9 protein-coding genes are annotated in these 16075 nt (G+C 61.8%); 3 read left to right on the top strand and 6 right to left on the bottom strand.

What is annotated here, in order from left to right; genetic code table 11:
* Positions 1 to 90 precede the first annotated feature (90 nt).
* On the bottom strand, positions 91 to 5016 hold the full coding sequence (locus BMY98_RS14945; RefSeq protein WP_074890467.1) for an alpha-2-macroglobulin family protein: 4926 nt from the start codon (positions 5014 to 5016) through the stop codon (positions 91 to 93).
* A 427-nt stretch (positions 5017 to 5443) separates the two neighbouring features.
* Between BMY98_RS14945 and BMY98_RS14940 the strand changes: the two genes are divergently transcribed.
* Positions 5444 to 6784, top strand: coding sequence for an MATE family efflux transporter (locus BMY98_RS14940; protein WP_074890466.1), 1341 nt, complete (start codon positions 5444 to 5446; stop codon positions 6782 to 6784).
* Here the strand turns inward: BMY98_RS14940 and BMY98_RS14935 are convergent.
* The 5 genes from BMY98_RS14935 to BMY98_RS14915 all read right to left on the bottom strand — a co-directional run bounded on the left by BMY98_RS14935 (position 6774) and on the right by BMY98_RS14915 (position 12074).
* Complete coding sequence (locus tag BMY98_RS14935) at positions 6774 to 7667, bottom strand: alpha/beta hydrolase (protein ID WP_074890464.1); 894 nt, start codon at positions 7665 to 7667, stop codon at positions 6774 to 6776. The genes BMY98_RS14940 and BMY98_RS14935 overlap by 11 nt on opposite strands.
* A gap of 125 nt (positions 7668 to 7792) precedes the next feature.
* The gene (gene speA, locus BMY98_RS14930; RefSeq protein WP_074890462.1) at positions 7793 to 9706 is read right to left on the bottom strand and encodes an arginine decarboxylase; all 1914 of its coding nucleotides are present in this window, start codon (positions 9704 to 9706) and stop codon (positions 7793 to 7795) included.
* Between the two features lie 183 nt (positions 9707 to 9889).
* Positions 9890 to 10261, bottom strand: coding sequence for a translation initiation factor Sui1 (locus tag BMY98_RS14925; RefSeq protein ID WP_074890461.1), 372 nt, complete (start codon positions 10259 to 10261; stop codon positions 9890 to 9892).
* 163 nt (positions 10262 to 10424) lie between these two features.
* Positions 10425 to 10970, bottom strand: a complete 546-nt coding sequence (locus tag BMY98_RS14920; RefSeq protein WP_074890459.1) for an NUDIX hydrolase — start codon at positions 10968 to 10970, stop codon at positions 10425 to 10427.
* Positions 10971 to 10973: 3 nt separating this feature from the next.
* Positions 10974 to 12074, bottom strand: coding sequence for a DUF2333 family protein (locus BMY98_RS14915; RefSeq protein ID WP_074890457.1), 1101 nt, complete (start codon positions 12072 to 12074; stop codon positions 10974 to 10976).
* A 410-nt stretch (positions 12075 to 12484) separates the two neighbouring features.
* On the opposite strand from BMY98_RS14915, the gene BMY98_RS14910 reads away from it, so the two are divergent.
* Positions 12485 to 14149 (top strand): response regulator, encoded by a 1665-nt coding sequence (locus BMY98_RS14910; RefSeq protein ID WP_074890456.1) that lies wholly within the window; start codon positions 12485 to 12487, stop codon positions 14147 to 14149.
* Positions 14150 to 14264: 115 nt separating this feature from the next.
* A complete protein-coding gene (locus BMY98_RS14905; RefSeq protein ID WP_074890454.1) occupies positions 14265 to 16049 on the top strand; it encodes a protein-disulfide reductase DsbD in 1785 nt (594 codons plus the stop codon).
* Positions 16050 to 16075: the final 26 nt, after the last annotated feature.

Raw genomic sequence — 16075 nt, 5'->3', positions numbered from 1 at the left:
CCCTAGCGTCGTCCCCTAGCGTCACCTGACGCAAAGCGTCAGTAAAGGCTGCTACCACGCAGAGCGTGGGAGCGATCATCAGCGTAATCCCTACTTCTTGCCTTTCACCACCAATTGCGCCGGCGCTTCGCCCAATGCCTGCCAGTTCGGTCGATACATCGACTCAACTTGCGGCGGCGGCACGCGGTACACGCCCGGCGTCACAGCCCGCGCCAGATACAGCAGGTGCACCGTGTTGAAGCCCTCAAGGTCCACCGCAGCCACATAGCGATCGCCGCGGAATTCCTGATGCTTCACGCCGGCGTTTTCCATCGATTCGCGCCATTGCTTCACCGACTCGCTGGCGTCTTCGAGACTGGCCGAACTCTGCGCCAGATTCTGGTTTTCGATCTCCAGACCGGCCGGCAGCAGGTCCACCACCAACGCATCCGGCACGCGTTCCTTGGCCTTGATCTCAAGATGCACCAACACCAGTTCGCCGCTCTTCAGCCCATTGAGGTTCAGCGCCGCGCCGTCCATGCCCAGGTAGTCGCGACTGATGGACAGGTTCTCGCCCCCGGCCGCAGGCGGCTGGGAGGGATAACCGGAAATCGTCATCTGCTGATACAGCGTGTCGCCGCCGGTGTTCTGCACCGTCAACGGCGCGGCCAGCACTGAGCTGTCGAGTTTGACGCCTGGCTGGTCGTTGCTCAGCTCGCGATTGTTGCTACCGCTGGTCAGCGTCGCCGCCCATTTGGCCTCGGGCTTGCCGAGCAGATCGCGACCGGCAAGGAACAGCGAATTGCGCTCCTGGGTCGACAGATAGCGGTTCGCCGCGACCTGATCAGCCAGCGCAAACAGCCGCTCCTCGACCTTCTCCGGTGCGAGTTTGTTTTCTTCCAGCAACGACAGAATCAACGCCTGATCACGCAACGGGCTGCCGTAATCGGCGAGCCAGTCGTTGGCCTTGCGACCGGCCGCTAGTCCTGCAAGCAACGCTTGATCCGCGCGGGGTTTGTCGCCCATTTTTTCCAGCGCGATGGACAACTGCACCAGCGGCAGGCCCGAGCGCGCATCACTGCGGCGGTCAAACAAGCTGCGCAGTGCACCCAGCGGCGCCTGCTGACTGCGCGACAACACCAGACCGGCGTAGGCCTGTACGGCAAAGCGGGTGTGGTCGGCGTTTTCGCTGTAATTGACCTCGATCTGATTGCGCTCCTGCAAGTAACGCAATAGCCGCTCATTGGCTTTCTTCAGCGCGTCCGGTGGCACGGCAAACCCTTGATCGCGAGCGCGCAGCAGGAAGTCGGTGACGTACGCGGTCAGCCAGTATTCCTCTTCGCCGTCCGCCGCCCACAGGCCGAAGCTGCCGTTGTAGCGCTGCATACCGATCAGTCGCTCGATGCCCAGCTCGATCTTGCGCTTGCGGTCGGCATCGGATTCACCTTGGAGGCCCAGACGCTTGAGCGTGGCGGCGTCGGCGTACAGCGACGGGTACAAGCCGCTGGTGGTCTGCTCCAGGCAACCGTAGGGATAGGCTTTGAGCGCGCGAATCTGTTCGCCGAGGTTCAGCGGCGGACGGCTCGACACCGACAGCAGCGCCTCGCGCCCAGCCGGCTCGAAGGCCTCAAGGGCGCCCTCCGGCAGGCTCCACGCCTGATCCTTCAACACCGCGCGATATTGCTTGAGCATCGCCGGGTACGCAGGGCGCACGCCGATGGTCCACTCGCGACTGAAGGCCGGCAGGTTTTCGCCCGGCAGATCCAGGCCGTTGACCGTGACCCGAATCACGCCCTGACCGAAGCCGCCCAGCGCCTTGACCGGAATCTGCAGCGTGGTGCGTTGCCCCTGATTCAGGCTGACGGCTTTCGCGCCGTCGCCGTCTGCAAGACTCAACTGCCCTTCAGCAACCACTTGCACATTGAGCTTCTGCGCTTTACCGGAAAGGTTCGACAGGTCCAGCGCCACCTTGGTCTGGTCGCCACCCGCCAGGAATCGGGGTGCCGACAGCTCGGCAATCAGCGGCGCCGCGACAACGGTTTTGGCTTCGGCCATGCCGTAGCGCTCGTCGGTCCAGGCTTGGGCCATGATGCGCAGCTCACCGTTGAAATCCGGGATGTCGACGCTGACTTCCGCGTCGCCCTGCTCGTTCAGGGTCACGGGCGCGCTTTGCAGGGCGACGATGGTGACACTGGTTTCCGGGCGCTTGCCACCCTTGGCCAGTGCCGCATCGCCCCCGAAGGCCAGACTGGCGAGACGATTACGGCCGGCCTCGATCAACTGCCCGTAGATGTCCAGTTGATCGGCGCCGTATTCCTTGCGCCCGAACATCGCCGCGAACGGATCGGGCGTGGCGTATTCGGTGATATTGAGAATGCCCACGTCCACTGCGGCGACCAGCACATGCACGCTCTTCGGTATCGTGCCGTCGGCGTTCTTCGCATTGACCTTCAGTTTGAGCGGCTGCTTGGGCCGCATCTTCTCGGGTGCCGTGAAGGTCAGCGCCAACTTGCGCTGCGAACGATCCAGCGGCAGGTGCAGCACGCCCACGGCGCGTTTCGGCGTGACGTTGGCTTTGCGCTCACCCGGACGAATCACCAGCGCGCTGACATAGAGGTCATGACGCGCCCATTTCTTGTCCATCGGGATGTCGTAGGTTTTGCCTTCAGCGGGCACATCGATCTCTTGCCACCACAGCGGCCCTTCGCTGGACTCCACCAACAGATAGCCCTTACCCGCCGACGGTGGCGTGACCGTCACTTTTGCGGTGTCGCCATCGGCATAGGCCGGTTTGTCCAGCGCCAGCTTGACCTGATCGGGACGCACGGCGCCGCCTTCGGCGTTGTCCTGCCAGCGGTAACCGGCCCAGAAACGCACGCTGCTGATCAGGCCGGTGGCTGGATCCTCGACTTCGACGCGATACGGGCCCCACTCGACCGGGAAGCTGATTTTCGCAGTCGAGTCTTTCTTCACGCTGAGGGTTTCTTCGGACAGGTTGAGAAACTTCTCGTTGAAGTGATAGCTCCAGCCATCGCTGTCGGAGTAGTTCCAGTAGTAATCGCGGCGCTCGCGGACCAGCCGCACCTTGAGGTTGTCGGCGGCCAGTTTGTGGCCCTGGGCGTCGGCCATCAGCACTTCGAACTCAACCGGGCCGTCGCCGTCGGTGGCTTCGCCATCGAACAAACCACGCAGGCCTGGCATTGCGTCAGCTGGCCAGACCGGCTGGGTCAGTCGCCGTGTGATCGGACGTCCACCCGACTCCTGCAAACTGGCCTGCAACACCAGCTCCAGCGGCGAACGGGCCTTGGCCCACTGGCTGTCGATACTCAAGTCAAGCTTGCCGTCAGCATCCAGCGTGCTGTCTTCGATCTCCAGGTCCTGCTTGAGGTCTTCCTCGGTCACCGAACCAAACTGATAACCGGGCAGACCGGGAACCGCTTCACGCAGAGGACGCACATACAGCTGACCGTTCAGGCGATTGCCCGACGCCGGCGCACCGTAGAGGTATCGACCGGTGATCGCCACATCGAACGCCGCATCAGGGGCCAGCGGGGTGTCGCTGCCCTTGAGCTCCAGCGCCATCCGCTCCGGCAGGAAGTCCTCGACCTGAAATTCATACAGCTGCGGCTTGCCGTCTCCCAGATCAAACACCAGTTGCCAGCGACCTGTCGGCGCTTCTTCCGACAGCTGCAACTGATATTGATAGAGCCCGGTGGCGTCAGCGTCCCACACGAACTTGCGACTGACCTGCTCATCCGGACGACGCACTTCCACGGTGATCGGCTGAGGTTTCACGCTCTTGCCGTCGCTGTCACGCAGCAAGCCATTGAGCAGCACCACTTCTCCCGGACGATAGAGGTCGCGCGGGCCAAAGATAAAGAATTGCAGCGGATGGGCCTTGGGGCCAGTGATGTCGAATTCCGCCAGATCCAAAGCGGCGCTGTTCAGGCGCAGCATGCTGGTCTGCTCGCCTTGATGGGCCAGCAGCACCTGAGCCTTGGCCGGCAACGGCAGCTCGGCGTGGCCGGCGTTGTCGGTCTTGCCCTGGCCGATCACACGGCCTTTCTCGTCATACAGCTCGACGTCAACGCCACTCAGGGCTTTGCCGCCTTCCAGTGCCTGGGTGAACACGTCCAGGCGATTGGCGTAACGGTGCGCCGACAGACCAATGTCGCTGAGGGTGAACAGCGTGGCCGGTTGCGTGTAGTTGTAGGTCCCCGAAGCGCGCATCACGGCGAGATAAACGCCCGGCTGTTGCAGCGGTTTGAGGCCGGAGATCGGCAGCAGCACGGTCTCGCGGGTGTTGCGCGCAGGGTTCAGGTCGAAACGGCCGCTGTAGACCAGATCAGCCAGGGGCAGCAGTTCTTTGGACTGGTAACTCTCAAGGCTTGAGGAGCCTTCCCACGAGCCCAGAAACGCAGGCAGCGACTCAGGCTTGATGCGAAAGAATTCGACGTCAACTTTATCGACGTTGAGGGCAATGACCGGCAGCCCCTCAGCGAGCCGGGTTGGCAGCAGACTGCCGCGACTGGCGAAGCCCACCGTCGCTTGCAGATCAGCCGTTTCCAGCCGCGCGGAATACTCTGCCGCCAGGGTGTTGTTGTTCACCGCCGCCAAACCCGGGTCAATGGTCAGCACCAGCTTGCGCTTGGGTTCGAGGTGACGAAGGCGCAGCTCCATGAGGTTGTCCGACAGCTCCCAGGCGCCATCGACCTTGCCGTCCTTGCTGTCGACCAGGTGCACTTTTTCAGCGAACTTCTGATCAGGGTTCAAGGGCACCGAGAAGCTCAACGACAGCGTGCTGGCGCCATCGAGCTGAACTTCGGAGACGTCCACCACCGTCAACTCGCGCCCGGCGTACCGCTTGCTCAGCGCGGGAATATCCACCGCAGGCTTGGGCTTGGCATCGGCGGGGCCCGGTTGCACAACTGCCGCAGCAGGTGGAGCGGGGACAGGCGCGGGCTTGTCGGACGAAGAGGAATCGCAGGCACTGAGCAGTACCAGCGCGCAGGCCAGGAACAATCCTTTGTTTAGCATGAGGCACTCATTTGGACGGCAGCGATGAGGGAGCAGAAGTTATAGCACCGCTTTGGCAATCGTAAAGCGCGGCGCGCAGATGGACCGCGGGTTTGTGCGTTTGTTCTCAAGGGGAAACGCAACGGTGGCTGCAGCAAACGCGCTTTGTCTGTCTGCCACGATCAACTGTAGGAGTGACCGGGGTGGCGCTCCACCTTGCTCGCGAAGGCATTTTCACTACCGATAGAGATGCAGCGGATGTACTGACGCTTTCGCGGGCAAGCGCGCTCCTACAGTGGTTTTGCGGTGGGCGATGGATCCCGGTTGGGCGCGAAATCTATAGGCGATTCTTCGTCCAGAGATCGCGCAGTAACAGGACAACGACATACAGAAGTCCTGCATTCAGGCGTCGTCATCGCTACACTCGCGCGCTTGCCCGGGAGCCTTCATGTCCAACTTCTTCAACGACTGGCGCCAGCGCGCGACCCATCGGCAGGTGTGGGCGCTGGCCGCACCGATGATCCTGTCGAATATCTCCGTGCCGCTGGTTTCACTGGTGGACAGCACGGTCATCGGTCACCTGCCCCACGCTCACCAGCTCGGCGCTGTGGCGGTCGGCGGCACGCTGTACAGCTTTCTTGCCTGGGCGATGGGTTTTCTGCGCATGGGCACGACCGGTTTTGCCGCCCAGGCCGCCGGGCGCAATGACGGCGCTGCGCTGCGCCAGGTGCTGTTGCAGGGCCTGCTGCTGGCGATGGGGTTTTCGGTGCTGCTGGGACTGATCGGCCTGCCGTTCCAGCACCTGGCGCTGGAAATGATGCAGCCCTCGGACGACCTCAACGACCTGACCCGCGACTTCTTCCATACCCGCTTGTTCGGCTTACCGGCAGCGCTGGCGAGCTACGCGCTGGTGGGCTGGTTCCTCGGGCTGCAAAACGCTCGCGCGCCGCTGGCGATTCTGCTGACCACCAACCTGGTCAACATCGCGCTGAATCTGTGGTTCGTTATGGGCCTGGACTGGGGCGTGGTCGGCAGCGCGCGTGCGTCGGTCATCGCCGAATGGACCGGCGCCCTCATCGGGCTCGCCCTCACCCACAAAGGCCTGCGCGCCTATCCGGGACAGCTGGCCGTGTCCGCGCTAAAGCGCTGGCAGAGCTGGCGGCCGCTGCTCACGGTCAATCGCGATATCTTCATTCGCAGCCTGATCCTGCAATCGGTGTTCTTTTTGATCACCGTGCAAGGCGCTCGACTGGGCGATGCCACCGTCGCCGCCAATGCGCTGCTGCTTAATGGGCTGTTGCTGATGGCCCACGCGCTGGACGGCCTGGCTCACGCTGTCGAAGCGCTCTGCGGACACGCCATCGGCGCACGGGACCGCGACGCCTTGCGGCGCTCGCTGAATGTCTCCGGGGGCTGGTCGCTGATTTGCAGCGTCGCGTTCGTGGTGCTGTTTCTGCTGGGCGGGCACCTGTTCATCGAGCTGCAGACCGACATCACCGCAGTGCGCGAGATCGCTTTCGTTTATCTGCCCTATCTCGCCGTGCTGCCCTTTGTCGCGGTCTGGAGTTATTTGCTCGATGGCCTGTTCATCGGCGCCACCCGTGCCCGCGAGATGCGCAACGCAATGGTCGTCACGGCCCTGGTCACCGCACCGTTTGCCTGGCTGGCAAGCGGGTTCGGCAACCACGGGTTGTGGCTGGTGTTTTTGCTGTTCATGGCGGTGCGAGCGCTGACGCTGGGGTATCTGGCGTTGAAGCTCAACCGCAGCGGCGCCTGGTTCAACGGTTGACCGAAACCCTCGACACCTGTGCCTGATCCTGGGCGTGGATGAACGCCACAACTTCCTCCAGCACAGGCGCCAGGCTGCGTAACGGCCTGGCCAATGCACCCACCAGCGTGCGGTGGCTGGTGCGAGAGAAATACAGCTCACGCACTGACACGCCCTGAGCGCGCAAACGACTGGCCATGCCCCCCGTGTTGCGTTGCGGGTTTACCTCCGTGTCGTCGGCGGAAGCGAGCAGCAGCGCCGGCGGTGAAGCTGCGCTGACATGATTGATCGGCTGGGAGTCGGGTGGCGAATTCGGGAAGTAAAACACCGGCTTCACCTCCGCGTCTTCGATGGGCAGGAAATCATAGGGTCCGGCCAGACCGATCCAGCCCTTGATGATGGAAGGCGTCGTGCCCGCTCCGGCCAGCCATTGTGGGTCCAGCGCCAGCATAGCCGCGTTGTAAGCCCCGGCACTGTGGCCCATTACATACAACTTTGCCGGATCACCGCCGAACTGACGAATGTGCGCGTGGGTCCAGGCCACTGCCTGGGCGCTGTCCCGCAGCAGCTCCTGATAATGCACTTGCGGGTACAACCGGTAATCGGCGAGCACGGCAACGATGCCACGGGACGCGAGCGCCTCCCCGACGAACGCGTAGTCGCCCCGCGATCCGCTGGTCCAGCTGCCGCCATAAAAGAACACGACGACCGGCGCGTCCGGCACTGCATCTCTGGGCGTGTAGATATCGAGTTTATTGCGCGGGTCCGGACCGTACGCCAGGTCAGACGTTCTGCTGAAGGTGTCGCTCGGGGTAAACGCGTTGAGCACCTTCAACGGCGAGCATGCCATCAGCAAGGTCATCAGCCAGGCGGTGAACGCCGCTTTGAGCGCCAGTTTGATCATGGTTCATTCTCATAAAACGCTGGAGGAGGTCTTGCATGCAGGGTGACGTTTGATCTTCGCCGACTGGCATTGCAAACGAAGAAAACGGGCCACCGGGGCCCGTTTTTTTCAGATTGCCTGCATCATCACGACGACAGGTAGGACGACCGCGTCAGGCCCAGACGCAAGGCATCCAGAAACTGGGTGCGTTCACGCGGGGTGATCTTGGCGCTGGCGACTTTGTCCCGATAATGGGTCATCAGCTCTTCCGGCGACAAGTGCACGTAACGCAGCATGTCTTCGATGGTGTCGTGGGTTTCGATCCCGGCCGAATACGCACTGCCATCCTGATTCTGGTAGATGTTCACCGAATCAGTGTCACCGAACAGGTTGTGCATGTCGCCCAGAATCTCCTGATACGCACCGACCAGGAACACGCCCAGCAAGTAATCCTCACCCTCGTTCAACGAGTGAACCGGCAGGCTGGTCTCGATGCTCTGCTCGTCGACGTACTGATTGATCTTGCCGTCGGAGTCGCAGGTCAGGTCTTGCAGCACGGCACGACGCAGCGGCTCTTCATCCAGACGGTGCAGCGGAATGATCGGCAGCACCTGATCGATCGCCCAGGTGTCCGGCAGGCTCTGGAACACTGAGAAGTTGCAGATGTACTTGTCGGCCAGCTTGTCGTTGAGCTCGTCGAGCACCTGGCGATGGGAACGCTGGCGGGCTTTCAGCGAGTTGTGCAAACGACGGCACACCGCGAAATAGCACTGCTCGCCCAAGGCCTTTTGCGCCAGGGTGATCTTGCCGTCGGAATACTGGGACGCGATGTCGCTCATGTAGTGAGTGGCGCGCCAGTAGGTCTCGGTGACCATTTCGATGTCGGTCGGGCCGAGCAGGTCGATCAGCCATTGCAGGGTTTCCGGCAGGCTTTCCTTGTCGGTGATTTCCGGCACTTCGTCGTTGTGACGCTCGACGTCGGTGACCTGAATCACGAGCATGGCGTGGTGCGCGGTCAGCGAACGGCCGCTTTCCGAGAAAATGTGCGGATGCGGCAGGCCCTGCGCGTCGCAGAACTCCTTGAGCATCCCGACCACGACGCCGGCGTAATCGTCCATGTCATAGTTGATCGAACTGGCGTTGCGCGAATGCGTGCCGTCGTAGTCGACACCCAGGCCACCGCCTACGTCGATGTGATCGACCGGCAGGCCGAGGTTGCGCAGCTCGCCGTAGTAACGAATCGCTTCCTTGAAACCATGCTGATAGTCGGCCAGGTTGGCGATCTGCGAACCCATGTGGAAGTGCAGCAGGCGGATGCCCTGATCGAGCCCTGCCTTGGTGAAGCGGTCGACGACCGACAGCAATTGCGCGGCGGACAGCCCGAACTTGGACTTCTCGCCGCCGGTGTCGGCCCACTTGCTGGAAGCCAGGGACGACAGGCGCACACGCAGACCCACTTGCGGCGCGACCTTCAGCTCGGCGGCTTCTTCGATCACCAGTTCGACTTCGGACTCTTTCTCGATAACGATGAAAACGTTGTGGCCCAGCTTCTGACCCATCAAGGCCAGACGAATGAATTCGCGGTCCTTGTAGCCGTTGCAGACGATGGTGCCGCCCTTCGGCGCCAGGGCCAGCACGGCCATCAGCTCAGGCTTGGAGCCGGCTTCGAGACCAATGGAAACGTTTTGCGTGGCGATGATGTTTTCCACCACCGCCTCTTGCTGGTTGACCTTGATCGGGTACAGCGCGGTGTATTTGCTCTGGTATTCCAGACGGGCGATGTTCTCGTCGAACGCACCGGTCAGCTGACGCACGCGGTCCTGCAGGATGTCAGGGAAGCGCACCAGCAGTGGCAGGGACAAGCCGCTCTTGCGCAGCTGATCGACCTGCTCGTAAAGATCGATGGGCGAGCTGGTCGGCCCGTTGGGGCGAACCTCAACGCGGCCGGCTTCATTGATTGCGAAATAACCGGCCCCCCAATGACGGATCCCGTAGACACTGCGGCTGTCTGCCACGGTCCATTGGCTGCCATCGTCTTTGCGTGTGCGTCGTACGGACATCAAAGTCCCCTATAGAAAAGTCATAAAGCCCCGGCCTGACCGGCTGGGTGCAGTGTAGAGCGTGGAAATGACGGTTTGGCGCCTGCTCGCTGTGGGGCAATAGACCCGCATTGCGCAGCAGAGTTTGCATGGGTGACTGCAGCCAGACCGACGACGAATATCAACGGGCTCGAAACAGACGGCTCAACCGCCCGACTTCTTCGCCTTGAAACCCTGCTTGACCAGCTCGGCCAGCAGCGTTTCGACGTGGTCACCCTGGATCTCGATCACGCCATCCTTCAGCGCGCCGCCGGTTCCGCAGCGTTGCTTGAGGGTCTTTGCCAAGTCCTTGAGCGCGTCCTCGACCAGCGGAACGCCGGTGACGGTCGTAACGGTCTTGCCGCCGCGGCCTTTGCTTTCACGGCGCACGCGGGCGATGCCATCACCTTCCGGGATGAGCGTGCTTTTGCAGGTGCAGGCGTCGACGGGCTGACGGCAGTCGGGACAATGCCGACCGGCGTCGGTTGAAAATACCAGGCCACCGAGGGCGGCGAAGGATGCGGCTTTTTTGGCCACCGGCAATCCTCTTGTTGAGGAGCGAAGTCTGGCCGACGGGAGCCGACCGCGAAGCCCCACTCAGGCAGGGGCAGCGCTACCGGATCGCAAGGGCGGTCCGGCGTGAAAAGTCGCGCAGTGTAACGGCAAAAGGCGCCGATGCTAAGTGCAAATATGCGCCAATTTACGGGACATTTGCGACGCCTTCCAAATAGCGCTTAAGGGCGGCCAGCGAGTCCGGGCAGTAAGGCTTTTCAGTGGTTTCGCGCAGCACTTGATCGATGCTGAGAAAGCGCGCTTGCAGCACTTCTTCCGGCTGGAGCTTCAGCGGCCCGTCCCAGACTGCCGAAAACACCGCGCACCACAGCCGGTTATCCGGTTGATCGAAGAAAAAACGCTCGTGCGCCGCAAGCGGCACGCCGGAGACGCCCAGCTCTTCCGCCAGTTCACGCGCCGCCGAGAGCTCGTAGCCTTCATCGGCCTGGACCATGCCGCCCGCCGCCACATCCCAATAACCGGGATAAATCGCCTTGCTCAGCGTGCGTTGATGCACACACAGTTCGCCAGCCGAATTGAACAGCAAGATGTAGGTGCCGCGCCCGATCAGGCCGCGCTCACGCAGCTCTGCCCGGGGCAAGGAACCCAGGGGTTGATCGTGACGATCAACCCAGGCAATCAGCTCGGCGTCCGAAGCCGCACGGTGGGCGGCCTCTTGATCGGAAACACTCATCGATCAGCCTTGGGACAGCAGCTGACGCAGGTCAATCACCGCCGCGTTGGCACGCGACAGGTAGTTGGCCATGACCAGCGAGTGGTTGGCGAAGATACCGAACGGGCTGCCGTTGAGGATCATCGGGCTCCAGACCGGCTCTTGCGAGGCTTCCAGTTCACGAATGATCTGACGCACGCTGACGGTTGCATTCTTCTTCGCCAGAACATCGGCGAAATCGACTTCGATCGCGCGCAGCAGATGCGACAGCGCCCATGCCTGACCGCGTGCTTCGTAGAAGACGTTGTCGATCTGCATCCATGGGGTTTCAACAATTTCTTCGTCAACCTGCGGGACTTCGCCCGGCTTGACCGTGACCGTGGACTGCGCTTCGGTTTTCAGGGTGCTGTTCAGCTTGACCCGGCCCACGCTGGCGGACAACCGTTGGGACAATGAGCCCAGTCGCGTACCGACGTCGCCCAGCCAGTTATTCAGGTTATCGGCGCGGGTGTAAAACAGCGCGCCCTTCTGGTTCGGGTCAGACAGGCGCGCCTGATAGCGGCTCAGCGCAGCGATGCCGTCGCGGTATTGAGACTCGCTCGAAGGCAGCACCCAGCTTTTGTTGTCGAAGTTGAACAGCGGCTCGGCACGCGCCAGATCGCCATCTTCAGCGGACTGGGATTGCGAGCGGGCGAAGTCTTTACGCAGTGCGCGGCTCAGGTCGCGCACCTGGACCAATACGCCGTATTCCCAGCTCGGCATATTGTCCATCCACAGGCCGGGCGGCGAGCGATCGTTGGAGATGTAACCGCCTGGCTTGTCCAGCAGGGTGGACGCGACGGTCTTGAGGGTTTCGACGGTGGTGTAGCCCAGCACCATCTGCTTGCCTTCGCTTTGCGCGGCAGCCTGGGCTTGCTGCTGAACCGGAAACAGGGGCGGTTCGCTGCTCCACCAGATGCCGAGCACCACGGTGACAACCAGATAAATACCCACCACGGCCCCGACGGCGCGACTGAACAACAGGCCGCCCCAATAACCGCGAGAACCGCGAGGCGCCTTGCCCATCGGCTTTTCGTCAACGCGTTCAGTTCCCGCGCTGCCCGAGCGCTTCTTCCAATCCAGCATGGCCTTGTCCTTTCAATCACGGAATTCAGTGCTTCTGACCGCAACCTTACAGCAAGGTGCGTTTGCCAGGGAATGTGGTGGCAGGTGCAATTGTTTAGCAACTGAGCCGAGCGGATTGTAAACGCCGCGCGGTCTTTCCGACGCTTCCCCCGCCTAAAGCCGGTGCTGATAGGGATATGGGGCTTGAGTGCATCTCATCCATTTTCCTGCCTCTCAAAACCACTGCTGATCACCCCTTATGAGTTGAACCAACTGGTACGAACACTCGAGCGCGTTAAAAGGTGCAAAGTTGGTGGATAAAAAGCTGAACAATGACAAGAAAATGACTTGCGGCATCCTGACCAGGGAAAACTAGTGCTAGCATAGCGCCAGCATTCACATCGGGGCTTACCCTATAAAGAAGCCAGGACATGACCGAAGCAGCAGACCCGAGCCGCGACCGGCTCAGACACCACTTTGCCCAGCGCGTTATCCATCAGGCTCGTCAGATTCTTGAGGTATGGCAGCGCCTGCAGCACGGTGAATGGTCGCCAGCGGACATGGCTGAGCTCACCGAAGCCAACCAGCGGCTGCTGCGTTTCGCCGAACGTTTCGAGCAGGCCGAACACGTGCAACTGGCCACTGCCATTAACCTGGCATTGCTGGACGTCGACGCCAATCGCGGCCGTTTGAGCAGCGCCCTGATTACCGACCTCAATCGCCTGATGCAACGCCTGTCCCGAACCGGCCTCAGGCACGGTGACCGTCTTGAGCAAACCGCCCTGCCGCCCCTGCGCAAGCCGATTTACATCGTGCTGGAGGATCATGAACGCGGCGAGCGTCTGGCCAGGCAACTGGAATTCTTCGGCCTGAGCGCGCAGTCACTCGGCTGCGTCGACACGTTCCACATGACCATGGCAGAGCGCTTGCCCGCCGCCGTCGTCATGGACGTCGACTTTGGTGGTGCTGGCGAAGGCCTGAAGCTCGCCACCCAGATGCAGGAAGGTCTCGAGCAAAAACTGCCGTTGCTGTTTTTCAGCCATCACGAGACAGACACGCCCACGCGCCTCGCCGCCGTGCGCGCTGGAGGCGAAGAGTTTCTGACCGGCACGCTGGAGGCCTCAAGCCTGCTGGAGAAAATTGAAATCCTGACCCGGGTCGCTCAGTACGAACCGTACAAGGTGCTGATCATCGACGATTCACGCGCCCAGGCGACACACACCGAGCGCTTGCTCAACGGCGCCGGAATCGTCACCCGTACCCTGCTCGACCCGATCAAAACCATGCCTGAGCTGGCCGACTTTCAGCCTGACCTGATCATCCTCGACATGTACATGCCCGGTTGCACCGGCACCGAGCTGGCCAAGGTGATCCGCCACAATGACCGCTACGTCAGCGTGCCGATCATTTATCTCTCGGCGGAAGACGATCTGGACAAACAGCTGGATGCGATGAGCGAAGGCGGCGACGACTTCCTTACCAAACCCATCAAGCCTCGCCATCTGATTACCACCGTGCGCAACCGCGCAGCGCGGGCGCGCAACCTCAAGGCGCGCATGGTCCGCGACAGCCTGACCGGCCTGTACAACCACACGCACATCCTGCAACTGCTGGAAGATTGCAGCTTCCGCTCCCGGCGGGAGAACAAGCCGCTGAGCTTCGCCATGCTGGACATCGACCACTTCAAGAGGGTCAACGACGGCCACGGCCACCCCATGGGCGACCGTGTGATCAAGAGCCTGGCGCTGTTCCTCAAGCAACGCCTGCGCAAGACCGATTACATCGGTCGCTATGGCGGTGAGGAGTTTGCCGTGGTCATGCCGGACACGGATCTGGCTGCCGCCCACGGCGTGCTCGACGAAATCCGCCAGCGCTTCGCTGAAATCCACTACCCCGCGCAGCCCGTGGATCTGTTCTGCACGTTCAGCGCCGGGGTGGTGGAAATCGCCGAGGACGACGACGCACTGATGATGGCCTCGCAAGCAGACGAGGCGCTGTACCGGGCAAAAAAGGCAGGTCGCAATCAGGTGCATGGCCTGGAGGTACGAGTGGCAATGACGTCTCTGAGCAAACACACCCAGTCGGACATCGTTTGACTGCTGCGTCCTGCATCATTTTCAGACCGAAGTTCAGACCGAAGAACTCTAGCCCTCCCTGCACGCCCGCAGACACTCCGCTATCATGCGCGGACTTTTGTGATGCGAGACCGCCATGCGCCGCCTGCTTTGTCTGTTACTGCTGATCTGTACCTTGCCCGCCGTTGGCGCGAGCTTTCTGGAGAACAGATCGAGCCCCACACTGGGCGGCGCCGCAGTGGACAACAGCAAGGACTTCCTGCCGGTTCGTCAGGCGTTTCAGCTGAACCTGAGCGACACCACACCCGAATCCATCAAGCTGCAGTTTGTCGCCACCGAAGGCTATTACCTGTATCGGCATCGCTTTCAATTTCGCACCGAACCTGCCGACATCGGCCTCGGCGTTGCGCAACTGCCCGACGGCGAAAAGAAACATGATGAGTACTTCGGCGACGTCGAGGTCTACCACGGCATTCTCGACGTCGCCCTGCCGCGCAAAGCCGGAGACACGCGGCCCTTCACGCTTATCGTCACCTATCAGGGCTGCGCGGACAAAGGGCTCTGCTACCCACCGGAAACCGAGCGCCTGAGCATTGGCGGCGCGAGCCCCGCAGTGTCCGATACCCCACTCGCTGGCGATGCCACCCACGTCGAGTTCAGCTGGAAACAACTGGCGCTGTTTTTCCTCGCCGGCGTCGGGCTGACCTTCACGCCATGCGTGCTGCCGATGCTGCCGATCCTCTCCGGCGTGGTCCTGCGCGGGCAGATCGGCGGGCTGCGCGGTTTCTCTTTGTCCCTGGCCTACGTGCTGCCGATGGCGATCTGCTTTGCCATTCTTGGCGCAGTGATGGGTATGTTTGGCGCCAGCCTGAATCTGCAGGCGCGGTTGCAGTCCGCGTGGGTGCTCGTTCCGTTCGCCGGGTTCTTTGCGCTGTTTGCCGTCGCCATGTTCGGCGCGTTCGAGTTGCGCCTGCCCCGCGCGCTCAATGACCGACTGGACCGGATCGCTGGCAATACGCAGGGCGGCTCCTTGTGGGGCGCAGCCGTTCTGGGCGTGGTTTCTAGCCTGCTGGTTTCGCCATGCGTTTCGGCACCATTGGCCGGCGCGCTGCTTTATATAAGCGCCAGCGGCGATGCGCTGGGTGGCGCCTTGAAACTGTTCGTTCTGGGCCTGGGCATGGGCGCGCCGCTGGTGCTGGTAGCAACGGGCGGCGCGGCGTGGCTGCCTAAAAGCGGGCCGTGGCTGGTCGCGGTCAAGAATGCCATCGGCGTACTGTTGCTGGCCCTCGCCATCGGTTTGCTCAGCCGTGTGATTCCGGGGCAGGCCACGTTGCTGTTGATCGGACTGCTATGGGCCGGCGTCGCGTTGTTCCTGGGCGCACTGGAATTCGGCGAAAAAACCACGCGAGGCCGCCTCGCTCAACTGCTTGGCGTGTTCTTGCTGTTTTACGCCCTTGCCTGCTGGTATGGCGCGTTAAGCGGTCAGACGGATCCGCTACGTCCGCTGGGTCAATCCAGGATCGATTCGGGCCCTGCCCAACCGGCTGCGGAAAGCCGCTGGCAGACCGTGACCCAGGCCAGCGAACTGGACCAAATTCTTGCGGAGTCAAAAAGCGAAGGCCAGCCGGTCTTGGTCGACTGGTACGCCGACTGGTGCATCAGCTGCAAGGTCATCGAGCATGAGGTGCTGCCGGATCCGAAAATCGTCAGTCAGCTTGTCGCTTTCAGACTGATCCGTTTCGACATGACTGACAGCAACACGGAGCAACGTGCATTGCTGGATCGCTACAAACTGTTCGGCCCTCCCGCGCTGCTGTTTTTCGGAAAAAACGGCAACGAGCTGGCAAACGTGCGTGTCGTCGGCGAAATCGACGTCGAAGCGTTCGCAGAGCGCCTTTCTAGAGCAAATGACCAAATTTAGCGCCATGGTCACAAACTTCGCGCGAA

Source organism: Pseudomonas graminis, from assembly GCF_900111735.1.
Lineage (GTDB): Bacteria > Pseudomonadota > Gammaproteobacteria > Pseudomonadales > Pseudomonadaceae > Aquipseudomonas > Aquipseudomonas graminis.
The sequence above is the reverse complement of the archived record's forward strand: the minus strand, read 5'-3'. Positions and strand labels throughout refer to the sequence as shown.

Bases quoted from the DNA above. Each gene is read 5' to 3' on its own strand.
- speA (WP_074890462.1), bottom strand. From the start codon at position 9,706: ATGTCCGTACGACGCACACGCAAAGACGATGGCAGCCAATGGACCGTG.
- BMY98_RS14945 (WP_074890467.1), bottom strand. From the start codon at position 5,016: ATGCTAAACAAAGGATTGTTCCTGGCCTGCGCGCTGGTACTGCTCAGT.
- BMY98_RS14920 (WP_074890459.1), bottom strand. From the start codon at position 10,970: ATGAGTGTTTCCGATCAAGAGGCCGCCCACCGTGCGGCTTCGGACGCC.
- BMY98_RS14910 (WP_074890456.1), top strand. From the start codon at position 12,485: ATGACCGAAGCAGCAGACCCGAGCCGCGACCGGCTCAGACACCACTTT.
- BMY98_RS14935 (WP_074890464.1), bottom strand. From the start codon at position 7,667: ATGATCAAACTGGCGCTCAAAGCGGCGTTCACCGCCTGGCTGATGACC.
- BMY98_RS14905 (WP_074890454.1), top strand. From the start codon at position 14,265: ATGCGCCGCCTGCTTTGTCTGTTACTGCTGATCTGTACCTTGCCCGCC.
- BMY98_RS14940 (WP_074890466.1), top strand. From the start codon at position 5,444: ATGTCCAACTTCTTCAACGACTGGCGCCAGCGCGCGACCCATCGGCAG.
- BMY98_RS14915 (WP_074890457.1), bottom strand. From the start codon at position 12,074: ATGCTGGATTGGAAGAAGCGCTCGGGCAGCGCGGGAACTGAACGCGTT.